Source organism: Bacillus oleivorans, from assembly GCF_900207585.1.
In the GTDB taxonomy this organism is placed as follows: domain Bacteria; phylum Bacillota; class Bacilli; order Bacillales; family JC228; genus Bacillus_BF; species Bacillus_BF oleivorans.
Genome location: NZ_OAOP01000005.1, coordinates 14201 through 37617, shown reverse-complemented (window position 1 = coordinate 37617; position 23417 = coordinate 14201). Strand labels below are relative to the sequence as shown.

Annotated in this window: 17 protein-coding genes, 13 tRNA genes and 1 rRNA gene; 5 read left to right on the top strand and 26 right to left on the bottom strand. The window is 37.3% G+C overall.

Features of this window, described 5'->3' with window-relative positions; all coding sequences use genetic code 11:
* Positions 1 to 153 precede the first annotated feature (153 nt).
* From CRO56_RS12030 to CRO56_RS11960, 15 genes are all read right to left on the bottom strand, one after another.
* Positions 154 to 246, bottom strand: a tRNA-Ser gene (locus CRO56_RS12030).
* A gap of 7 nt (positions 247 to 253) precedes the next feature.
* Positions 254 to 330: transfer RNA gene (locus tag CRO56_RS12025), tRNA-Ile, on the bottom strand.
* A 3-nt stretch (positions 331 to 333) separates the two neighbouring features.
* A tRNA-Met gene (locus CRO56_RS12020) sits at positions 334 to 410 on the bottom strand.
* A 42-nt stretch (positions 411 to 452) separates the two neighbouring features.
* Positions 453 to 528 (bottom strand) — tRNA-Ala (locus CRO56_RS12015).
* Between the two features lie 9 nt (positions 529 to 537).
* A tRNA-Pro gene (locus CRO56_RS12010) sits at positions 538 to 614 on the bottom strand.
* A 34-nt stretch (positions 615 to 648) separates the two neighbouring features.
* A tRNA-Arg gene (locus CRO56_RS12005) sits at positions 649 to 725 on the bottom strand.
* 9 nt (positions 726 to 734) lie between these two features.
* Positions 735 to 823, bottom strand: a tRNA-Leu gene (locus CRO56_RS12000).
* 7 nt (positions 824 to 830) lie between these two features.
* Positions 831 to 905 (bottom strand) — tRNA-Gly (locus CRO56_RS11995).
* 3 nt (positions 906 to 908) lie between these two features.
* A tRNA-Leu gene (locus CRO56_RS11990) sits at positions 909 to 991 on the bottom strand.
* Between the two features lie 14 nt (positions 992 to 1005).
* Positions 1006 to 1081, bottom strand: a tRNA-Lys gene (locus tag CRO56_RS11985).
* Between the two features lie 156 nt (positions 1082 to 1237).
* Positions 1238 to 1313, bottom strand: a tRNA-Thr gene (locus tag CRO56_RS11980).
* 72 nt (positions 1314 to 1385) lie between these two features.
* A tRNA-Val gene (locus tag CRO56_RS11975) sits at positions 1386 to 1461 on the bottom strand.
* Positions 1462 to 1464: 3 nt separating this feature from the next.
* Positions 1465 to 1581: ribosomal RNA gene (gene rrf / locus CRO56_RS11970) — 5S ribosomal RNA — on the bottom strand.
* A 243-nt stretch (positions 1582 to 1824) separates the two neighbouring features.
* The gene (locus CRO56_RS11965) at positions 1825 to 2358 is read right to left on the bottom strand and encodes a GNAT family N-acetyltransferase (RefSeq protein ID WP_179714266.1); all 534 of its coding nucleotides are present in this window, start codon (positions 2356 to 2358) and stop codon (positions 1825 to 1827) included.
* The gene (locus CRO56_RS11960) at positions 2330 to 3256 is read right to left on the bottom strand and encodes a DMT family transporter (protein ID WP_097158871.1); all 927 of its coding nucleotides are present in this window, start codon (positions 3254 to 3256) and stop codon (positions 2330 to 2332) included. Before CRO56_RS11960 ends, CRO56_RS11965 begins: the two co-directional genes overlap by 29 nt.
* Positions 3257 to 3391: 135 nt before the next feature.
* Between CRO56_RS11960 and CRO56_RS11955 the strand changes: the two genes are divergently transcribed.
* Positions 3392 to 4075 (top strand): MgtC/SapB family protein, encoded by a 684-nt coding sequence (locus CRO56_RS11955; protein ID WP_097159167.1) that lies wholly within the window; start codon positions 3392 to 3394, stop codon positions 4073 to 4075.
* Positions 4076 to 4131: 56 nt separating this feature from the next.
* Here CRO56_RS11955 and CRO56_RS11950 read toward each other — a convergent pair whose 3' ends face one another.
* From CRO56_RS11950 to CRO56_RS11930, 4 genes are all read right to left on the bottom strand, one after another.
* A complete protein-coding gene (locus CRO56_RS11950) occupies positions 4132 to 4758 on the bottom strand; it encodes a LysE family transporter (protein WP_097158870.1) in 627 nt (208 codons plus the stop codon).
* Between the two features lie 397 nt (positions 4759 to 5155).
* Complete coding sequence (locus CRO56_RS11940) at positions 5156 to 6343, bottom strand: quaternary amine ABC transporter ATP-binding protein (RefSeq protein WP_097158868.1); 1188 nt, start codon at positions 6341 to 6343, stop codon at positions 5156 to 5158.
* Positions 6343 to 7203 (bottom strand): ABC transporter permease, encoded by an 861-nt coding sequence (locus tag CRO56_RS11935; RefSeq protein WP_097158867.1) that lies wholly within the window; start codon positions 7201 to 7203, stop codon positions 6343 to 6345. The genes CRO56_RS11940 and CRO56_RS11935 overlap by 1 nt, the downstream gene beginning before the upstream one ends.
* Before the next feature lie 98 nt (positions 7204 to 7301).
* Positions 7302 to 8303, bottom strand: a complete 1002-nt coding sequence (locus tag CRO56_RS11930) for an ABC transporter substrate-binding protein (protein WP_097158866.1) — start codon at positions 8301 to 8303, stop codon at positions 7302 to 7304.
* Between the two features lie 851 nt (positions 8304 to 9154).
* Here CRO56_RS11930 and CRO56_RS11925 point away from each other — a divergent pair.
* The 4 genes from CRO56_RS11925 (at position 9155) to CRO56_RS11910 (ending at position 14099) form a co-directional block, all read left to right on the top strand.
* Positions 9155 to 9799: a LytTR family DNA-binding domain-containing protein gene (locus CRO56_RS11925; RefSeq protein WP_097158865.1), complete on the top strand. Its 645-nt coding sequence runs from the start codon at positions 9155 to 9157 to the stop codon at positions 9797 to 9799.
* Positions 9800 to 9920: 121 nt separating this feature from the next.
* On the top strand, positions 9921 to 11456 hold the full coding sequence (gene scpC / locus CRO56_RS11920; protein ID WP_097158864.1) for a succinyl-CoA:acetate CoA-transferase ScpC: 1536 nt from the start codon (positions 9921 to 9923) through the stop codon (positions 11454 to 11456).
* Positions 11457 to 11847: 391 nt separating this feature from the next.
* Positions 11848 to 13764 carry an N-acetylmuramoyl-L-alanine amidase gene (locus tag CRO56_RS11915; protein WP_245855847.1) on the top strand — a complete coding sequence of 639 codons (1917 nt, stop codon included), beginning with the start codon at positions 11848 to 11850 and terminating at the stop codon, positions 13762 to 13764.
* Positions 13765 to 14026: 262 nt separating this feature from the next.
* Positions 14027 to 14099, top strand: a tRNA-Ala gene (locus tag CRO56_RS11910).
* A gap of 86 nt (positions 14100 to 14185) precedes the next feature.
* On the opposite strand, the gene CRO56_RS11905 is transcribed toward CRO56_RS11910, so the two are convergent.
* The 7 genes from CRO56_RS11905 to CRO56_RS11875 form a co-directional block, all read right to left on the bottom strand.
* Positions 14186 to 15382 (bottom strand): site-specific integrase, encoded by a 1197-nt coding sequence (locus CRO56_RS11905; protein ID WP_097158863.1) that lies wholly within the window; start codon positions 15380 to 15382, stop codon positions 14186 to 14188.
* Between the two features lie 81 nt (positions 15383 to 15463).
* Positions 15464 to 15658 carry a helix-turn-helix domain-containing protein gene (locus tag CRO56_RS11900; protein ID WP_097158862.1) on the bottom strand — a complete coding sequence of 65 codons (195 nt, stop codon included), beginning with the start codon at positions 15656 to 15658 and terminating at the stop codon, positions 15464 to 15466.
* 557 nt (positions 15659 to 16215) lie between these two features.
* The gene (locus CRO56_RS11895; protein ID WP_097158861.1) at positions 16216 to 17859 is read right to left on the bottom strand and encodes a recombinase family protein; all 1644 of its coding nucleotides are present in this window, start codon (positions 17857 to 17859) and stop codon (positions 16216 to 16218) included.
* A complete protein-coding gene (locus CRO56_RS11890; RefSeq protein WP_097158860.1) occupies positions 17846 to 19285 on the bottom strand; it encodes a recombinase family protein in 1440 nt (479 codons plus the stop codon). Before CRO56_RS11890 ends, CRO56_RS11895 begins: the two co-directional genes overlap by 14 nt.
* Complete coding sequence (locus CRO56_RS11885) at positions 19286 to 19480, bottom strand: hypothetical protein (RefSeq protein ID WP_097158859.1); 195 nt, start codon at positions 19478 to 19480, stop codon at positions 19286 to 19288. It abuts the gene before it with no gap.
* Positions 19481 to 19632: 152 nt separating this feature from the next.
* A complete protein-coding gene (locus CRO56_RS11880) occupies positions 19633 to 19821 on the bottom strand; it encodes a hypothetical protein (protein ID WP_142305209.1) in 189 nt (62 codons plus the stop codon).
* A 445-nt stretch (positions 19822 to 20266) separates the two neighbouring features.
* Positions 20267 to 23293: an alpha/beta fold hydrolase gene (locus CRO56_RS11875; RefSeq protein WP_097158857.1), complete on the bottom strand. Its 3027-nt coding sequence runs from the start codon at positions 23291 to 23293 to the stop codon at positions 20267 to 20269.
* Between the last annotated feature and the right edge of the window lie 124 nt (positions 23294 to 23417).

The following is a 23417-nucleotide window of genomic DNA, read 5'->3' as shown; positions in this document are numbered from 1 at the left end:
TACTTGCCCAATATTTTTCATGGGACTGTCCCGATCTCAGTTAGCTTATACAAGCAGTGGTTCGATCGGTACAACTCGCAGATGATTCACGATGCAAATGCTCGTTGCTCCACCCCGCGATAATAATAATTTATTAAAATCAACAAAATAAAATGGCGGAGGAAGAGGGATTCGAACCCCCGCGCGGTTTGACCCGCCTGTCGGTTTTCAAGACCGATCCCTTCAGCCAGACTTGGGTATTCCTCCGTATAGATGGTGGACCTTGTAGGACTCGAACCTACGACCGGACGGTTATGAGCCGTCTGCTCTAACCAACTGAGCTAAAGGTCCATTTGGTAGCGGCGGAGGGGATCGAACCCCCGACCTCACGGGTATGAACCGTACGCTCTAGCCAGCTGAGCTACGCCGCCGTCTATTGTATATACCAAATTACATCTTTACTTTATAAAAATTGGTGGAGCCTAGCGGGATCGAACCGCTGACCTCCTGCGTGCAAAGCAGGCGCTCTCCCAGCTGAGCTAAGGCCCCAATTTTGAATGGTCGGGAAGACAGGATTCGAACCTGCGACCCCTTGGTCCCAAACCAAGTGCTCTACCAAGCTGAGCTACTCCCCGTGAATGGAAAATGATCCAGCCACGAAACTAATAATGGCGCGCCCGACAGGAGTCGAACCCATAACCTTCTGATCCGTAGTCAGACGCTCTATCCAATTGAGCTACGGGCGCTTAAGTATTTGGTGCCGAGGGGGGGACTTGAACCCCCACGAAGGTCACCCTTCCCAGGATTTTAAGTCCTGTGCGTCTGCCGATTCCGCCACCCCGGCAAAAAAATGGAGCGGAAGACGGGATTCGAACCCGCGACCCCCACCTTGGCAAGGTGGTGTTCTACCACTGAACTACTTCCGCATATGCGGGTGAAGGGACTTGAACCCCCACGTCATAAAGACACTAGATCCTAAGTCTAGCGCGTCTGCCAATTCCGCCACACCCGCGTAAATCATTATAATGGTGAGCCATGCAGGACTCGAACCTGCGACCCTCTGATTAAAAGTCAGATGCTCTACCGACTGAGCTAATGGCTCGTTTTAGATTGTTGCTCCATGCTAGATGACTGACCTATCCAACACGACAACCATCTCTCAGAGTGCCCAAGTAAGTAGAAATCGATCTGAACTTTACTGGTAATCAGCTGAAGAACTTGATCGTTTTCAACTTAACAAAAACTTAGTACTGAAAAATGGTGCCGGCGAGAGGACTTGAACCCCCAACCTACTGATTACAAGTCAGTTGCTCTACCAATTGAGCTACACCGGCAAATTTTAAATCGCAACAAGATTTTATTATATATGTTTTTTAAACAAAAGTCAAGATGTTTATTGGTTAAAATGGTGGAGGATGACGGGATCGAACCGCCGACCCCCTGCTTGTAAGGCAGGTGCTCTCCCAGCTGAGCTAATCCTCCATCGCATGGCAACGTCCTACTCTCGCAGGGGGAGAGCCCCCAACTACCATCGGCGCTGAGAAGCTTAACTTCCGTGTTCGGGATGGGAACGGGTGTGACCTTCTCGCCATTGTTACCACACTGTTGTCTCGTTTAATGAGACAAGTATTATTATACTGTCTTTATATTATTTTGCAAGAGCTTTTTTTAATTTTTTATAAGAAGCTTACTTGCATTTTTCGTTGCTCTGTTAAAAGCAGCGAAATTTAATATAACATGAATAAATCTCTATTGCAATATAATCTTTGATAAAAAACCATTCAATATTTTTAGAAAAATAATATTCGTCTTACCATTCATTTTTAGAATGGCCAGACGAATTCATCATCCTACACGTTCTATTAATTTTGATAAATCTCTCCAGGCATATGCGATTTCTTCATGCACTTTAGTTCCTATATTGAATTTTTGACGGTCTGCCTCAACCGGTTGAAAGCTTTCGTAAAATAGTTTAAAAGGATTATCAGCCAGAACCCAGACGAGCATGCTTTTAAAGGAATGGCTTTGAAGATAGTCAAGCCCTTGCCGAAAAAGTGCAGTTCCTATTCCCGTTCGATGATACTCTTTAAGAATGTAAATGGTGGTTAATTCTCCATCAATATCATAATGACCTGTTCTTTCTTTACTAAAATGAGCAAAACCGACTATTTTCCCATCAATTGATGCGACCAATATTTGTCCATTTCCGTGTTCTTCCTGCTGTTTTAAAATATGCGTCCACTGAGCAATCTTTTGCGGCATGTTTAAACCATCTAAAACCTCATCCAATACAATCCCTTTATACGTTTCCCGCCAGCTCTGAATATGTACAGACGCTATAGCATCAATATCATTCGCTTGCGCCACTCTGATTTCCATTTTTCTCCCCCCTTTTATTTTTTTTGACTTTTCTTTCATTTAATAAAAACGTTGTAATACCGATGATGACAATAGAACCGCCGAGAATTTGTGTTAAAACGACATTCTCACCTAGAATATAATACGCTAATATCGTAGCTCCAACTGGTTCGAACAAAATCGCGATGGAAATAATAGATGTACTTACAAATTTGATCGACCAGTTAAATAGGGTATGGCCTAATAGATTTGGCACAACCGCTAGCAGCAAGAAATAAATCCATTGAGGTGGTGAATAAGGAGCTAGCGGTTCATGTTTCGCTAATACATAAACGAATAATGTAATTGTACTTACACTATATACAATAAAGGTATAAGTCATTAATGAGACACGCTTCCGTACTGATTGTCCGAAAAACAAATAAAATGTAATCAACGCACAGGCAATCAAAGCAAGGAAATCTCCCCAAAGAGCTAATCCGCTAATACGAAAATCTCCCCAGCTAATTAAAACGCTTCCTATAATAGCAATAATTCCGCTTGTCACCATCGCTGCGGTAATTCTTTCCTTAAAAAAGAGAGCTCCTCCAATAAAAGCAAATAGCGGCTGTAACGTAACTAAAACGGTTGAACTTGCCACGGATGTATAGTTCAGGGATTCGAACCATAGGATAAAATGAAAAGCAAGAAATACACCCGCAATGATGGAAGACAGCCAATCTTTCCTAGTTACTGATTTCAGCTCTCCTACATATTTTAAAAGAAATACTGGGAGCATAATAAGAACAGAAAAAAGCAGCCTGTAAAAGGCCGTAACTCCAGACGGTGCATCTGCTAACTTTACAAATATAGCCGATGTAGATACAGATATTACGCCAACAAAAACCACAAAATATGGATTCATCCTAGAAGTATTCAACAAAGTCATCTCCAATTTATGATACGATAATACATAATGTCATTGTACAATGGATAAGGAAGGTTGGAAATATTTTAATTCTTTCAAAAGAGACAGAAAGTTAGGTTGATTCATATGGAATGGCTTGAAGGATGGATGAGACTAGACATTGTCATAAAACTTGGGGTTTCAGCAATATTAGGATTAGCCATTGGTTTAGAAAGGGAGTTAAAGCGAAAACCAGTCGGGTTAAAAACAAGCCTAGTGATTTCAATTGTCAGCTGTTTATTAACGATTATTTCAATTGAGACTACCTATATCGTTCCCTCCAGACCGGATGTGAATGTTACAATGGATCCACTCCGTTTGGCAGCACAAATTGTATCTGGAATTGGATTTTTAGGCGCCGGAGTTATTTTAAGAAGGAATAATGACAGCATTCTTGGACTGACAACGGCTGCCATGATCTGGGGAGCAGCCGGAATCGGGATTACGGTTGGAGCGGGCTTCTATTTTGCCGCGATTGCCGGGGTAATTTTTATCTTATTGAGTGTGGAATTGGTCCCATTTTTACTAGGGCTGATTGGACCAAAGCAATTGCGGGAAAAAGAGATTCTTTTAAAAGTCATTGTCGTCAGGCAAAGTGCGATTCATGATGTTATGGAAAAAATTGAAGCTTTGGGGATGAACATAGACAGTCTTCGAATTAAAGATCTTCCCGACCATCAGCATCTGATTCAGCTCCGTTTGTCAGTGGATTATCGCCAGCAAACTGCCGACGTTTATGAAATGGCCGTCAATCTAGAAAGTGTGACAAGTGTTGAGGTTGAAAGTATTTAGCAAATAGGGAGAAGTTCCAAGTAAATTTGGAGCTTCTTTTTTGACTTAACAAGGTTCTACCCCATCAAAACCAAAATGGCCTGATAGCCAAAATAGAAACCAAAACCAATTAATGATAGACCTGACAATTTAGAGATAAGGTTCAGCATTTTCATATTTAGGAATTTCCTGAAACTGCTTGAAATAAAAGCCATAGTAAAATCCCACAGCATTACCCCGATAAGGATTACACTGCTATATAGCCAAAGCTGTCCAACATCATATGTCGTTGCGGTCTTGGCCAGTACAGACCCATAAATACCGAGCCAGAATAAAATGGTTAAAGGGTTAGAAATGGATAAAAGGAAACCGGCGAGAAAGGATCTATAAACAGGTTCTTTTTTTCTTATACTGCCAGTTACACTTGGTCCGCTGTTAATAATGGTTTCTACTCCTGTATAAACGAGAACAAAAGAGCCAAACGACCAAAGAAATGTTTGCATAAATGGGGTGTCAAGAAAATGAACAACACCTAAATAGACTAAAATCATATAAAAGGCGTCAGCCGTCATCGCCCCAAGACCAATAAACCAAGAATGGAAGAAACCATATTTTATCCCTCGGTCTAATTGGGCAGAATTAATCGGACCAATAGGAGCAGCTAAAGATAACCCTAAAAGTAAGTAACTAAAAAGTGTATTCATATAATCATCCCCCTACCTGACATGCATTACTATTCTATTCAGAGGGATATGCTTGTACGACTAAAAAATGGGGATCTGTCCATATAAAAAAGCGTGCGCAGCCAAAATATAGCTGCACAGGCTTTGAAAACTCTTTATTTAACTTCTTAAAACTTTCAGAACTAAGGTACCGAATATGCCGCAATGAATGAAAAGAGCAATCTTTTGATAAAAAATCTAATGCCCCAAATTTGCGTGAGCCTCTTTTTAAGCACATTTCCCCAGCTAATTATTCCGCTTATTTCTCCATCTCTTGATGATGGACCTTTTGGTAGCTTCCACGCTACGTTTTGTCCTTTAAATTTCAACCAAACAATAAACCCCTATGACTCTAAGAATCATAGGGGTTCACATGTCCTTATTCGTCCTCATTCGCTACTAAACTGGACAAAACATGAACACGAAGAATTAAGCCTTCTAACCTGTCTTCGTCATTAACGACAGCAAGCGGAAATTTCGTTTCCAGCGCTTTCGGAATAACATCTTGAACGTATTCTTCTTTTTTGACTGTCAGGACATCGTTTTTAATAACATCCTGTAGCGTCTTTTTCTGCTTAATTCCATCTATGGCATCATCAATCGTGACAATTCCTTGCAAATGTCTGCTGCGGTCAACCACAAATACGCTTGATAGCCCATTCTCCTCCATCTCTTTAATGGCTACTTTCAAACCATCTTTTAAGGAAACAAGAGAGTTTGGTTTGATCATGACATTTTGCGCCTGCAGGATTTTGGAGCGGTCAATATCCTTAATGAACTCAGAGATATAATGATTAGCCGGATTTTCGAGGATTTCCTCTGGAGCCCCAATTTGGACCACTCTCCCATCTTTCATGACAGCGACCCGGTCACCCAGTTTAAATGCTTCATTAACATCGTGGGTAATGAAGATAATTGTTTTTTTCAACCGTTCCTGAATATCTAAAAGTTCAAGCTGCATCTCCCGTCTAATAAGCGGATCAAGGGCACTAAACGGTTCATCCATTAAAAGAATATCTGGGTCATTTGCTAGCGAACGGGCCAAGCCAACCCGTTGCTGCATCCCTCCAGAAAGTTCACTTGGATATTTGTCCTCATACCCTTTCAAACCAACAATTTCAATATTTTCAAGTGCAATTTTTTGGCGCTCCGCTTTTGGTACATTCTTTATTTCTAAACCATACTCGACATTCCCTAGTACCGTCCGGTGACTAAACAAGCCAAAATGCTGAAAAACCATCGCAATTTTGTCTTGACGGAATTTTTTAAGCTGAGCAGAATTGTATTCCACAATATTTTCACCATCAACAAAGATGGCACCGTCTGTTGGTTTATTTAATAAATTGAAACAACGGATCAGTGTCGATTTCCCGCTGCCGGAAAGACCCATAATAACAAATATCTCGCCCTCTTTGACTTCTAAAGATGCATCATATACTCCAACTGTATGATTCGTTTCTTTTAAGATTTCCTCTTTGGACATTCCTTTTCGGACCATTGGAATAATCGATTCTGGTTTAGGACCAAATATTTTCGATACATGTTCAACTTTGATTTTTACACTCATTACTCAGCCCTCCTATGCTTCTGAAAGCGGTTTGCGGCTCCACCTGTAATTCGATCGATAATGATCGCTAAAAATACAATACTAATTCCGGCTTCAAAGCCAAGGGCAATATCAATCCGGTTAATCGCGATTAATACTTGTTCTCCTAGTCCTTTTGCTCCAACCATGGAAGCAATAACCACCATTGCCAATGCCATCATCGTTGTTTGGTTCACTCCAGCCATGATAGTAGGCAAGGCTTGCGGCAGCTGCACTTTTTTCAGCATTTGCCATTTTGAAGATCCAAATGATTCCGCGGATTCAACCACTTCTTTATCAACATTACGAATTGCAAGTTCGGTTAACCGAACTACCGGTGGAAGTGCGTAAATTAAAGTGGCGAATACAGCCGATACATTTCCCAATCCGAAGAAAAAGATCGCAGGAATCAAATAGACAAAACTTGGCATCGTCTGCATAGCATCTAAGATCGGCCGCATCACAAGCGACATCCGATTGCTGACAGCCATCCAGATTCCTAATGGAATCCCAAGCAACAAAGAAATGACAACAGAAGTTAAAACAATCGCGATGGTAAGCAGTAATACTTCCCATAATCCAAAGGTTCCAATTAAAAATAGAAAAGCGGCATACAAGATACCTGATGATAACGATTTAAGCCGCCACCCCAGAAGAAATACCGCAACTAAGAGGACCCACCATGGAATAATATTCAAAAATGCTTCAATCCCATTAATAGTTCGGGAAGAAATAAGAAAAATAAAATCAAAAACAATCTCGAATGTTGAATCTAACCATAAAATAAAATCTTCAACGGCAGTTCCTAAAAACTCCCAGCGAATCTCAGGAAAATCACCCATAGGCTAGCTGCTTCAAAAAGCAGCCATTCACCTCACTTTTTTTTATTATTCATTGAAAAAGGAGAAGTAGTTGACGGTTGCCAACTACTTCAGGAAAATTAAGCATTTTCTAGTGCTGCTTTTACTTTTTCTGCTACCTCTTCACTAACCCATCCGGTCCACAAATCTTCATGCTGCTTGAGCCACCAAATGGCAGCTTCGTCAGCAGAAGCTTCATTTTCGGTCATAAAGCTAAGTGCTTCTTCGGTTAAATCACTGCTAGTTTCATAGTGTTTAAGAAATTCCACAACCTCTGGCGCCTGTTCTGTCAGATCCTTATGCACTGCAGTAGTTACATCATTAGGCGGAAATTCAGTCCCGGCATTATCATCAAAGACTTCCGGGTCATATTCCGGTTCCTCAAGTAATGTCAAATCGTATTGAGCTGTAACCCAAGTAGGCGACCAGTAATAGCCAACCCAAGGCTCACCTGCTTCATAGGCGTCAGATAGAGAAGCGACAAGTGCAGAATCAGAACCTGGCATTACATAATTAAAGCTGTCACTTAGTCCGTATGTGTCCATCTTCATTTCAATTTGCTCACTTACGGCCCATCCAGTTGGACCTCCAATTACTCGGCCTTTATCCGGATCCTCTGGATCAGCAAATAAGTCTGGATACTTTTTCAAATCTTCCACTGTTTTCAAATCTGGGGCAACAGGTTCAATTCCTCGTTCCGGATCCCCTTCGATTACATAAGTTGGAACATAAAGACCTTGGACATTGTCATCAAAGTTAACAGATGTTTCTACAAAGTCACCAGCTTCAATTGCTTCGTTATAGACATCTTTTACGTTATCAGTCCAAACTTCCATATAAGCATTAATGTCCCCTTGGCGTAATCCTTGAAGAGTTGCAGCTGTTGAACCAGTTGTTACATCGGTTTTATAGCCCATTCCTTCCTCAATAATGAATTGGGCAACACTGTTATGAAATCGTATACTATCCCACCCAGCATCCGCAAAAACAATTTTGTCAATTTTGCCGCCATCAGCACTGCTTGAGCATCCTGCTAGTACGATGAGCATAATTGAAAGCATGGCGAATAAACTTTTCTTCATTAAACCTTCCTCCTATAACAAATTATTTCCTATTAATATAGGAAGCTTGAAAACGGTAAGAATTGAGATTTTTAGATAAGATCTAAAAAACGAGGGGTGAGCAGTTAAGAGTGGAGTAATAATAATTGCTTTGATTGGTCATGGTAAACTTGAAAATCGGATATAAATCTAGATTTCGCACTAATCTTTCCATTTCTTCAAAAGGCTTTTTTTCTATACCCCTTGCCATTATCCCTGAAACCACAAATTTTCTCATATTAATTCCAATGATTCCTTAATAAGCTTTAAGCAGAATCACCGATTTCTGTGTTTTATGAAAAAAGTAGTATTGAGAGAATAATTGAAGGGCGCCTCTGGATTTTTTATCTCGGTAAGCAATTTTGAGGAAATGAAAGATGAATGGATGGCTGCCTAATTAACCAACTATACTCGAATAGCCTGAACACTCCCTGTTTGTGTCGGATTTAAACGACATCTTTATTATATAAAACAACCCTATTCATCCACAAAATGGATAAAATAGCGTTTAAGTGGAATATTCCTGATATCCCCTGATTAGCACAAGCAGATAGGCGGTATATGGTGAATAGGACCCATATCCTCCCATATAGTCGTGAATCCTCAAAGTCGAAATCCGCAGAATGTCATTATTTTGAAGATATTGTCTAAATATTGAAATTTAACTAAATCTAACTATAACAAAGATTCCGTTCCATCCAGCAACATTCCAGCAGCCAATTAAAATACTGCAGAATCCATATTTAATAAAAGACAAAAAGGGAAAATGCAGATAAAATAAAATAGTTATATGAAAGAAAACCACTATTTTCTAGAAAGGGCCGTGCTTAGACATGAAAGATATTAAACCAGCCACCCTCCTTGATATAGTTAGTGAACTCTTTTCAGATGAAACCTCAATTGCAGTTTCAAATACTGACAAATACATATATTATCGCTCCAGTAAACGAATCGATTTAAAAATAAAACCTGGAGATCCTGTAAAAGAGGGGACCATTACATATAAAGCTCTAACTGAATTAAAAAAGGTTTCTTCTTTTATCAATCGGGACGTATTTGGTACTCCCTACTATGGGATGGCTGTGCCTGTCTTTAACGACGGGAAGCTTGAAGGGTGTGTAACCGCTATTTTTCCAACTCTTACAAGCGGGACAAGCGTTGTTACAATTCGTGTCAATGAAGGCTGGGTTCCTGTTCCGTTTGCTGACATTTTGTACATTGAGGCAAAACACAAGAAAACCCATGTATATACAGCAGACATTTCAGGAATCCATAAAGATACCTTGAACGAATTTGAATTTAGTCTGCCGAAAGAAGATTTTATTCGCTGCCATCGGTCTTTTATAGTAAATGTAAAGCATATAAAGGATATTTACCCTGATACCCATTCTACCTTTTTATTAAAAATGAAAAACGGCGATCGTGTTCCAGTAAGTCAAACCTATAGCAGCTATTTTAGAAAATTGCTGAGGTTTTAAATTCAATAAGTGAAGTATAGAATTTTCTGTTTTATCCTATTTTTCTTGGATTTCATCCGCAAACTCCTTCTTACTTCTAAACATTCGTTAAAATGGAACAAATGAGTAAGGAGTTGATAAAATGGAGAGCGCTTACAATCGTATTCGTAACGAGCACCTAAATCAGCGTGTTGTATCTGCTGATGAAGCATCTTCTTGGATTAAAGACGGTATGACACTTGGATTAAGCGGTTTTACACGTGCCGGTGATGTGAAAGCGGTTCCTTTTGCTTTAGTGGAACGGGCAAGAAAAGAACCACTTAAAGTAAATGTATTTACAGGTGCCTCTCTTGGCTCTGATATTGATAAATTGTTCGCTGAAGCAGGCATACTGAATAAACGTCTTCCTTTCCAGGCGGATGCAATAATGCGTAAAGGAATCAATCAAGGAGATTTCTTATTTGTAGATCAACACCTATCCCATACCTCTGAATTGGTTCGATCCAATGTATTAGAACCTATTGATTTCGCAATTTTGGAAGCGATTACGATTCAAGAGGATGGCACAATTATTCCTACTACATCCGTAGGGAATTCGTATATATTTGCCAAACATGCCAAGGAAATCATTGTGGAAATTAATATGGCACAGCCAGAAGCGCTTGAAGGTATCCATGACCTGTATGATCCTGGGAAACAAGGAGAGAGACAGCCGATTCCATTGACAAAACCGAATGATCGGATTGGTTCGATTGGAATTAAAGTGGACCCAGAAAAAATCAGAGGGATTGTTTTTACAAACCAAGCAGATTCTCCATCAACAATCGTACCGCCAGACGAAGAAACTGTCATTATGGCGCAGCATCTGATTTCTTTCTTACGTTCCGAAATCGAAGCCGGAAGATTAACAGAGTCGTTAGCTCCGCTTCAATCAGGAATTGGCTCTGTAGCCAATGCTGTATTAAACGGATTGCTAGATTCAGAGTTCGAGGATTTACAGGTATATTCCGAGGTCCTTCAGGATGCCGTTTTTGAATTAATCGATGCTGGTAAAGTGAGCTTTGCCTCTTGCTGCTCGATTACATTGTCATCTGAAAAAATGGGTCAGGTTTTCTCCAATTTTGAGAAATATCGCGACAAATTAATTTTAAGACCACAAGAGATTTCAAACCATCCGGAACTCATTCGCCGAATGGGACTCATCTCCATTAATACGGCACTCGAAGTAGACATTTATGGAAATGTCAATTCAACACATGTAATGGGAACCAACATGATGAATGGAATTGGCGGGTCTGGTGATTTTGCCCGTAACGCACTCCTTGGCATTTTTGTCACAAAATCGATTGCAAAAGGCGGGAACATTTCCAGTATCGTACCATTTGTTCCACACGTCGACCATACCGAGCATGATGTTGACGTAATTGTGACCGAACAGGGCTACGCCGACTTGCGCGGTTTGGCTCCTAGAGAGCGGGTTGAACGCATTATTAATAATTGTGCACACCCGATGTATCGAGACCAATTGCGCGAGTACTACCAGGAAGCCTTGCAAAAAGGCGGACAAACGCCTCATGTGCTTGAAAAAGCCCTTTCTTGGCATAGTAATTATGCGAAGAATGGCACTATGCTTAAAAAAGTACCTCAGCATTCTTATGTTTTTAATTTTTGGGGATAACGCTTACGTAAGATATACGCTTTCACTAGACAGCGACTTCAATTTTGAAGTCGCTCTTTTTTTGCTTTAAAGTATAAAATTTTAGCAAAGAGGTAGATTCGACGTAGTGAAAATTTTTAGGAATAAAGTATAAGTGCAACTATGCAAGTGCCTAAAAGCTTGGCACTAGCCAAGTTTTCTTTATCGAATATAGCAATCTAGTTCGTCCGATTAAATAGACACCGATGATAAAAGACCTATTTTTCCTTTCGAAGAAAAATACTTTATGCCTATCAATTGAATTCACCAATTGTTTCTAAAGGGTAATTTGGCGTATTTTTCCATAGCCGCGCAGGATTATTTCTATATATTTAGAATTTCATATTTATCAATATATAGAGGAGGCCGTACCATGACAAATAATGTCGGAAAATTGACAAAATTGTTCCTAATTGTTGGATTGGCTGTTAGTTTGGTTTTCGTTTACTTAGGAATAATGTCATCAACCAAAGATAGTGCTGCAGCTACAGATACAACAGATTCCTCTCAATTGCAAAAAGCTTTTGAAATGGCCGCTAAAGAATTTGGGGTACCGCAAAGTGTTCTTATGGCTGTAGCGTATAATCAATCTCGATGGGATCACCACAAGGGCCACAGCGAAGTTGGCGGTTATGGAGTTATGAACCTTGTGCATATCGAAGGTCATCAGGACGCAAACGGAAAGAACGTTACTGCCGAAGAAAATGCTACTTCCCTCGGAGCCGATGTTTCTTCTATTAATACACTAGATAAAGCAGCTGAGTTACTTGATACAGACATTGAAGTATTAAAAAATGATTCTGAACAAAACATCCGCGGTGGAGCTGCATTACTTGCAGAGTATGCAAAGGAAACAGTCGGCGAAATCCCTTCTAATCCAGCTGATTGGTATGGAGCTATAGTCAAATACAGCGGATCTGATGTTAAAGGTGTTGCAGATGAGTTTGCTGATGAAGTTTATGCGACGATTCAAAGCGGAGCTGAAAGATATACAATCAATGGACAAAAAGTAACATTGCAGCCTAAATCAGTTACACCGAATAAAAGCACGGCCGACAATATCCCCCTCCGAAATGCAAAATTCACGGGTGCGGATTGTCCAAATGGTTTGGAGTGCTCATTCATCCCTGCAAGGTACGAGCAATTTTCTAGCACCTCTACTGATTACGGAAATTATGACATTGCTAATCGTCCTTATGATGGTCTGGAAATTCGTTATATTATCATCCATAATATTGAAGGCAGTGCACAATCGGCCATTAACCACTTTCGGAATAAATCATATGTAAGCGCCAATTACGTCATAGACTCCACCACCGGAAAAATTACACAGATGGTAAAACCTGAAGATGTAGCTTGGCAGGCAGGAAACTGGTATTTTAATATGCACTCGATCGGTATTGAGCATGAAGGCTATGCTGCTACAGGGTATGATTGGTATAGTGAGCAAATGTACCGCTCCTCTGCAAAACTAGTGAAATACTTAGCAGAAAAATATGACATCCCTCTTGATAGACAGCACATTTTAGGCCATGACGAAGTTCCTGGATTATCTCCTTACAGACAGACTAGAATGCACTGGGATCCAGGGGCATACTGGGATTGGTCCCACTTCTTTAATCTGTTGGGGGCACCGATTAATCCAAGTGATGGAGACAAAGAAAGTAACATTGTAACAATTTCACCGAATTACAACACCAATATGCCGACATTTACTTACGGAGGGGTTGTTCAAGAACCTAAGTCTTCAAGCTTAATCCAGCTTTATACAGAGCCTAGCTTTGATGCTCCGCTTATCAAAGATCCTCATATTATAAATGGCGGAACAAATCGCATTAATGACTGGGGCAACAAGGCAGCGATTGGACAAAGCTACTACAAAGCAGATCAGGTAGGAGATTGGACGGCGATTCATTATGGCGGACAAAAGGCTTGGTTCTACAATCCTAATAATCAATTTGCGGTTCCAGGCAGCGGCATGTTGATCACGCCTAAGGCAGGTCACGATTCCATTCCTGTTTACGGTGCTGCTTACCCAGAAGATGCTGCTTATGAAGGAACTGGTATCGCAGACTGGGCCAAAGGAAACGCTGAAGTATTATACCAAATTCCAGCTGGCCAATTCTATGTGTCCACTGGACCGATTCAATCTGATTACTACCATGCTAAATACTTTAATGATCCAGATACCAATCAAGTGTTAAAAGGACAAGATGAATATTATCAAATCTTCTTTAATCATCGGGTTGGATTCGTCAAGAAGAGTGATGTTGAGATTGTGAATCCTTAATAAAACAAAAAAGAAATGCTTGACCCTCGGCGTGTTAGCGCGTTACAGAGTGAGGGTCAAGCACCTTTTTCATCTACCTTGCGTTCAGTTGAATCAGGTAATGGTCCTGATCGGCTGACGGCTGCCTCCCTTTGGCTCAATACTTAAAATAATGGATATTTAACTTAAAAAAGGCTTCCTATTAGAAGCCGTTTTTGGGTTTATTTTTCTCTTGAAAATTGCGTAAAAAGCTTGTAAAATAGCTATTGTCGATTCATAATACGGGGCATTAGCTCAGCTGGGAGAGCGCTACGCTGGCAGCGTAGAGGTCAGGGGTTCGAGCCCCCTATGCTCCATACTCCGGAACCCTTGTTGCCCAAGGGTTTTTTCTATTTTTCTTTTTTACACTTCTTTCCTCAAAACCATTCAAGTTCACAGAAGTTCACATTTGATTTGGATCATCTTTTGGTTTTCTATGTTTTTTCAACTCTTTCTCAAGGTTTACTATCGCCTCTTGGTCTGCATTAGGCCATAAATGCCCATAGTATTTGAATGTCGTTTCAATAACTTTATGCCCTAAACGTGTCTGTATAAGTTTTGGTTGAGCCCCACTTCGAATTAGCAAACTAGCGTGTGTATGTCTTAGATCGTGAAAAGTAATTCGACGTACTTTTGCTTTTTTCATTAAGTTATACAACTGTCTACGGACATTTGAAGGGTTCTGGAATCCACCATGATTGACTGGAAACACCAAATCTAATTCATGCTGATAATGCTCTCCAAACCGCTTTTTCATCTGATCTTGTTTTTCTTTGTGTTTTTTCAGCTTATCAATTAGATGGCTAGAGAAAGAGATTGTTCGATAGCTATCTTGAGCTTTTGGTATAAGTTCTGGCTCCCCATTTTCACCAAAAGACACGCTTCTAGTTACAGTTACAGTACAATGTTCCAAATCAATATTAAACCAAGGGAGTGCAAGGACTTCTCCTTGTCTTAATCCTGTAGAAAGTGTAAAGTCATACATCAGATCCTTATCTTCTTTTTCCGCAACCTCTAGAAATTGTACAACTTCTGTATAATTCCATGGATTTGCAATTCGCGTAGGGTCTTTAGGTTTTTTCTTCATAGCATTCATCGGGCTCTCGCCTAAATCCCCATTCTCAACAGCCGAATTAAACAAACTTGACAGAAATTTATGGATACTGCTAATGGTTTTTTGCTCGTATCCATTTCGTTTTAATTGAGCATAAAACTCTTTAATATCTTTTACAGTAATTAAAGAAAAAGCTTTATCCCCAAAGAAAGGAATAATTTGTTTTTCTAAATAAAACCGACGAGATTTAAAGGTATTAGGTCTAACTTTTTGAAAGTATTCTACTTCAAACCAATTTTTAGCATAGACATGAAAAGGCACTTCTACGGGTTCATCTTCAGATTTGGTTCCATTTGCAATCTGAAGAGAGCCAAATTGATTCATTCCCTGAAGTGTGATTAAGGCAACAAATTGATCTGCTTCCTTACTAGATTTGAACGATTTCTGCAATTGCTTCCTTTTCAGGGTTTGAGGATCCCTTTCTCCGTCATAACGAACAATCCATCGTTTGTTCTTTCCACTTCCTTTTGTTTTAATACTTGCCATTTTTACTTACCTCCAATTTACATTAGGTAAGCACGTGATCATCAACAGTATAAACACATGCTCTAAGTTTTATAATGATTGTCATTGTATTTGAGACATTGATTCTAGCCATCTAAAAAACTCATCACGAAGAACCCGCATATTTCGACCAAAACTAATTAGTGGAAATGTTTTTTGTCTCATTAACTTGTATGCTGTAGGTTCCGAAACTCCTAATATTTCAGCAATATCACTTGCTTTAAGTACAACCGGATAGTTTTCTTTTGTTTTGACCATAAAATTAGCTCCTCCCTATTTATAAATATGTAACTGAGGTTTAAGACAAATAAAAAAGGGCAAACGGATAGTTGGTTACACTAATCCATTTGCCCAGTGCTTCTGGTGCCAAATGCAAGAAAATTAAAAAACACTTATTTACTTATCTTTATTATATTTGCTTGATTATAAGGTTACAATTTAAAAGAGATCCAAAAATATAAAACTACTGAGTTAACATTGTTTTAGACCTTTGGTGATTTCACTATAAGCTGCCAATTGCCAATTGAGATAAATCAATCTGCTCCTTTCAAGTTTAATAATTAACATAACTTACAGCAAATTTTTCTAAACTGCTTGTTTAAAAGTGCGGTTATTTGTCTACAATGCCTAATAAACTCACGGTCATTTGGATATCTTATCATCAAAAGACTTCCAAACAACCGCACTTAAGTTTCTAAAAAAGCCTTGATTTAAAGGCTTTCGGAGATTCGGATAATCAAAGGTCAACAACTCTTTATGGACAATGCGGTCATTTGTCTACAGTACCTGTACTTTTTGCGGTTATTCAACAACTTCTAGTTTGTTGTTAATTTGCCCCATCCTTCAAGGGTTAGAAACGGAGTTTTGCTGAATTCAATTGCAGGCTTTTTGGTTTTAAAGTCGTATTTGATTTCCTTAATAAAATGTAACGTAAAGCAGCGCAATTCAGTCTGACTTAAAGCCTCATGCTTGCATTCAAAGAAGTTGTTAAATAATGTTTCGAGATTTTCATCTTCCAACAATATGTCGATTTGCTCTTCTAAATGAAGAATTTTTTCTTGAATAGACTGTAATTCAGAGAGCATGAGATTTGCTTCCTGCTTTAACTCCTGTTCATGACCAATTAATTCATAATCAAGAGTTCTTTCCAAGAAGATGACATATTCTTTATCCTTGTCAATTTCTTTTGATTGTTTTTTTAAATTTTCTTTCCACTTATTTAATAGCTTTTTAGAGCCTTCAAACATTTGCTTATGATTGATACTCAAATAACTAAAAAGCTGTTGGAAAGTAATCTCATGTATTGTGTCGATTACAATAAACTCTTTACATGAGTTGCATCGATACACACGTCTACTCGAATTACTTTTTCCTGATGTTGTATTTTTGGCTTCCAGAACACAATCACACTGAACACATTTTAGTAAATCCTTAAGCAAAAAAGGTGTCTCCATCTTTTGACCATAAGTAGATTTAAAGTTTCTAATTTGATCTACTAGGACTCCTAGGTAATGCGGCACAATCCCAGTATGGGTACCAGGGAATAATTCAAACTGCCCAATTGGTTTTCTTTTACTATTATTTCTGCTTTCTCTTACATTCCAACTTGTATGGCCCAGATAGAAGTAATTATGCAGAATTTTATCAATAGTTCCCTGGGTCCAATCTGTACCTTTGGGAGACCTTATCTTACAAGCGTTAAGAAATTTTGCAATTACTTTATTTGAGTAACCCCAGCTTGAAAGATAATAGATCAGAAAAACTACATAAGCTTGTCCGTTTGAAACATCAATTTTCGGCTTGTTTTCAGTCCCTTTAATATAACCATAGGGAAGATGAGATGCTGGCCTTTGTTCCAATTTTAGAATTGTGCTTTGATAAGCTAATGTTTTATTTCTAAGCTCTTCAGATTTATGACTGTTTATTAAAGATCGGATCTGTGTTAGTACATCATCCGGATCCCAAACTCCTGAATAATCACTGCAATAAAACTTCAAGTATGGTCTCAACATTACTAATGGTTTATAGACTTGTAGAACAAAATCCGAAGTTTGGCGGCTGATTCTAGAGTCATCATAAAAGAAGATAGCTCCTTGGAATTCATCTAATAACGCAGTTTGGTATAGGACTTGCATCCAGGGACGGTCAATAGCACGGTTGTGAGTAGCAGAAACCGCTTCATCAACACACCATAAAAGGATATAATAGCCCTCTTCTTTAGCTCGTTGTAAAATTTCTTGCTTTTGAATATCAACACTGTATTTATCCTTCTGCTTCAAACTTGAATACCTTATGTAACCGATAGCAGGTTTTAATAAGGGGTTTTCAATCTCTGAAACAAGATAAAAATCCAACGGGTGCATTAAATTATGAACGGTTTGTGCGATTATCTCTTTAATCTTCGTAGTTAAAACGTGTTGATTAGATTCAATTCCCTTACTTTTGTTATTCATATTCATTAAATCCTTCCTCTAAAAACTCTGTGAAATAAACCTTAAAATCAATTGAATTTTTGTTGATCCTAATATCCTCTAAGAAGAATGAGAGATAAATATAAATTTCATCCGTTTTTATTTTGTAAAATAACTTTTGTTTAATTATCTTCTCAATATCAACAAGTACCCGCTTAGTGTAGTTAAGATCGTCTATCTGCCGTTGAAGAAATTCCTGTTCTTGTAAAAGTTCATTTCTTCGATTAACTAACTCTACAGGGTTTCTTTGGAAACTTTTATTTCTAGAGAAAAAATCAGTTCTTCCTCTTCTCATCATTTCATTCAGTTGATCTTTCTTTTCCTTTAAACTTCTAATAGCTTTATTTGTTGAAAAAATAGCTAACTTATTTATTTTTTCTCGTGATAGGTTGTTGAATATTTTGAGCATAGTTTCAATTATTTCTGCGTTTAACTCTTGGACTAAAATATAATTGCTTTTGTGACTTTTACAGTAGTATGAGGCCGGTAAGCTACCAATTTTCCCCTTTCTATGTGCCATTTTCCCACCGCATGTACCACAAGTAGGATGAAAGAATGCTTCTTGTTCGCTCATTCTGATTGCCTTTATAAAGTCTGTTTCATAATAGTCCAACACATCTTGGACCTTCTTAAAGAGTTCAAGAGATACAATTGGGACTATGTATGTTAAGTGAAAGTAGTTACCACCTTTAGAATCATACCCAGCATAAAAGGCTGTTCTTAACAATTTCCAGCATTCTTCTACAGATTTACGTTTATACTTACTTTTAAACTCTGTTAACAACGTTGATAGTTTCTCAAATGTATCCGCCTTTGAGACCTCTTGAAAGAATGTTAGAATACCGTAATGATATTTTTCATTAATCTGATATTTTCTATTTACTTTGTCATTAATGAAACCAAATTTTTGATCTGGATAGAGATTTTGAACAGTTTTAATTCGTGATGCAATGTTTGTCCCATCTTGTTGGATTTGAATGCCATATACACCTTCTGTTAGGAAGTTATAACTAAATGGGGCGGTGTCTCCCACTATTATTACTTTTACCTTATATTTCAAGATCAGAGTTACGATTTCCATGTACTCATAGTAGTTACGAGCAAGTCGGTCTCGAGCAAAGATAATCAATACTTTAATCTGTCCGGATTCTATTGATTTTAGTAGTCTAATTAGTTCAGGGCGATTTTCTATCGCGATTTGGTTTGCTGATAATACATTTTCATTGAAATGTTCAATGTCCTCCGACCATGAGTAGCCATTTTCCTCAACCCAATTTTTAGCCTTCTCTTCCTGTAATTTGATTGATTGTGAACTACCACTAACACGTAAATAGACACCAATGCTTTTTTTAACTTCTTCCATGATTTGGTCGTAAACGGTTGGGCTATAGACGTTAAACAAATCTCCTTCCATTTAGTCATCTCCTTTATCAAATTCACTAATAAATTTTGTTATTTGTTCTTGGTTGCTATACAACAACTTACCTTTTAAGACTGGATCGATATTTAGCTGATCCAAAACAATTCGTTCCATAATCCTAAATAACCATATTCCCGTTTCAGGTGAATGTTCTTCAGAAAAAGAAACAGTGACACTTCTGTTCTTCAAATTCATCACTCCTCGCATTTTTACCCATAATGGACAGAAATGATGAATTTCATTCATATTAATTTTTCAAGGGCTGTTTTATGTGTCGATATTTTTTATTAATTCTTTCAACTTTTATTGATTTAGGATTACTTCCAGGTAAACCCAATTCCTTATAAATCCTGTGCATCTTCTTGCTTCCTCTGTTTTAATTCCCATATATTTTTGTGTTTTATTTCTTCAACTTGCCCAATATATCTATCTATGACAGATCGATGAATTCCGAATTCAGTGCAATTTGTTCTGAGTTGATGATAGAAAGTATCTAAGTGAAACTTGTTTTCCTTTCCGTTTAACTGCATGAAATAACCCCCTAACATGAAATAACCCCCTAAATTTTATTTTTTTAATGTCGTATCCGGTTTTGCATTGATTATAGACATTTGCTCTTGCTAATCTATCAATCCTTCCAAGCTTCTAACCGAAATAAAACTTTTTTCAGCTCTGATAGAAGAATCATTCCGGATTTAGCCAGTTCAAAGCAATAAGCTACCCCTATTTTTTGCTTATTCTTTTGCAGATAAAGTTATTATTATTGCATTTCCTCTCTATTCCCAACAAAAAAGCACTCACCAGAAGGACACAGTTATCCTGTGTCATCCCTGGAGAGTGCTTCTCTTCTCAGAAATTAATTAAGATTAATTTTTATTTAGTTTTATAAAGTAGTTTCTTTCCTTGTTTAAGAATATAATTGATAGATTTTGAAATGTCAACAGAAAGAGTGCAAGTGATTTTCTAGAGATTTATCTATTTAATCCAATCTACAGATTTTAAGTCTTCTTCTAGCCATTTATATATAATTTTAGTTACAGGTCTATCACCAAAGATATCTAGGATTTGACTATTTTGATTTGCTCCTATCCAAATGTAACTATCCGGACGATATTCTTTAATCTTTCTGGCTATTTCATAAATATCCTCATCATTAAATTCTTCTTTCCTTCCTCTCGACATTTTTATATCTAAAATAGCCTCTTTTTTTTCTAAAGGCAACGGCTCTAAATGCCATTTCATTGCTGGTCCTATAGGAAGATACTTACTATTTTCTTCAGGTGGAAAGAATTCTCCTTTAAGAATAAAGGGATACAATACATATTTTCTTAATCTTTGCTTTAAAACAGGGAAGAATGTTTCCACTAACTCTTTGTAACCAATAATCGCTTCCTGATAAATTTTTAATGTTCTCATATATAGCTGTTCATCAGAATAGACACTCCACACCCAATTATCTATAGGATTATCTATATCTCCTCCAGGCAAAGGACATTCTATAACTCTGACACCTTTACTTTCTAAATCTTCAATGTAACCCATATACATAGATATAGGAACGAGTTTATTATCTGTTTCTATTTCCGTTATATGTTTATATTCTCTCTCTAACCGAGATCTTATATCATCTAATACTATCCCCTTAGTGTATAAAGAGCCTTTTTTATATATTTTCAATGTAGTACTCCACATTATCTCTTTATATATTATTTCTGTACAAATAGGCAATGTGTTATTCTTAATTAACTTAGTTAGATTGTCCCTTAATTCCTCTAATGTCCATCTCCAATACCAACTTGAACTATTCCCCGGTCTAGCACCTCTCAGAGTTGGCCAGTCAATCTCATTTCTACTTCTATCTATAATACTAATTTCGGTTAGTTCTTTTCTTCCCCTATACCACGATGTATATAACCATTCATCGTTTTTATTTACTCCGATAGGTAGAATATTTCGTTGCATATCAATTGGTGCGATTATATCCGCTAAAATTTCTAAAGATTTAACCCAAGAATTCATGGTCATTCTAATTTTCTCTCCACATTCTTGAGATGATAAGGACGTTATTTCATTATGAATACCCCATTTTTGTATGCTTTCCTCAATTAACATCGCGGCAAAACCCGGATCTTTTTCTACAATCTCTCTCAGAATATTGTCAATTTTATTTTCCTTAAATATAGTAATTAAAATTACAAGAGGATATTTCCAGTAATCTAAATAACTACTCTCAAATATTTGGTTAATAGTAATTATATCTTCTGATAAAGCTTTAGCTGCAAACCATTGATTTAAAATAGGTAAAACGAATGATATATATCCATTTTCTTCAATTACAATCCCAGTGTTTAAGAGATTCCTAACTTCCATGATATCTCCTATTTCTGACTTTTTAACTGGAACATTCCCATTACAAGTACTTACCATAGCTAGATTCATGAGCATCTGAATTATATGAGAATCATTGAGCTCTACTTTTTCCAAAGCATTTTCTATCATATATGATAATAACTCCCCACTAGTAGTTGGGATTAAACTATTTTTCTTAGTTAAATATAGTCCCAATAAAATTGCAAAAAGAGGACGTTGGATTGCAATCCCTATATCTTTAGGTAAATGATGATAGTAATATTGATTTTCTTGATGATTAATATAATTTACTAACTCTAATGCTGCTTTTTGACTCAAACCTCTCATATACACAGTTTCAGAGATATTATTAAAAATACTAAGTGGTCTACTGGTAAGAATTACACGAAGATTATTCCATCTTTCAGTAGATATACGCATATTTTCCAATATATTCGATGCTATAGATACGGATACCTCATCCATTCCGTCAACTATAATCCAAAACTCTTTTGATTGATCTACTACTATACCTTCTAAATAACTTTGGACATCATTGTCTAATTGCGCTGCATTAATACTTATTGGGATTGGAAAATTACTTTCATTCTCTGCTCTTATTAACAAATCCAGATAAATTTTATCAATAGCAAATGATTTACCAAGTCCAAATTCTCCTACTATTACTACTAGTCGTTTTTCAGAGACAGGCTTCAAATACTCAAAATCGTATGTTTTTTCTAATAAATATAAAGCTTGTTCTCTATCCAAACCATTTGCTTTAAGTCTTGTTACTGATTTGGCGATTGTAAGCCTTCTTTGCTCATCTATTATCTTTTTTTTTAACACAATATCTTTGTCAAAAAAATCTTTTACTGCTTCACTAACATGGCTGTAACTTACAGAACTATGATTTTCTACATTCAAAATACCGCTATGGTCTCCTGGAAGAGGAATCCCTCCTGTCCATTTTGAACTTACAATATGAGGTATAGCACTATTTTCTGAAACAATAGTATCCTCTGTTCCAAAGAAAAATTTAAAATCTAAATTCATTTTATCCAAGTGCTTTTGCCATAGTCTTATTGTTTCATCTAAAAATGCACTATTTGGCTCTAAAGAAGGAATTTGAGCATGCCTATTTATACTCTTTATTAATTGACTATATAAAGCAAACGATGAACCATTATATGGTGTGGCCAAACTAATCATACCTTTAATATTATGAGACTGATTATTCTCAAATTCTTCAAGAATATATCTAATAGCTACTAATCCACCCATACTATGACCTATTAATACGACATTTTTATATTGCTTCACTTTTTTAGAATCAAGCTCTCTTTTTAACTCTCTTGCTAAAATTTCTATAGTTGTATAGGGACCTTTCCCAACTGTAAACCTTTTAAATCTGCCTAATTTAATTTTCTTAATTCCCATTAAAGACAGAATTCCATTTGCTAAATGGGTCGTATCATAGGTTATTTCTGCTACATCTAAACTACCAAATGTATCATCAGTTAAGAAAAGATCTATCCAAGAAACTCCATCATGAGTCCATGTACTATTAGGCGCACCGAGTCCATGTATTAAAACTATTAAATTATCGCTAGGTGTTTCACTTTGTTTATGGAATAATAAATTTAGAGCCAAATCAATCCCTCTTATCCATTTCTAATAAAAAATTGTCTTCTTATCCTTTTTAAATTTTCACTGTCCAATGTACTGTTACAAATAATCGAGTATTTAATACATCAGTAATATTTTCCTTATAACT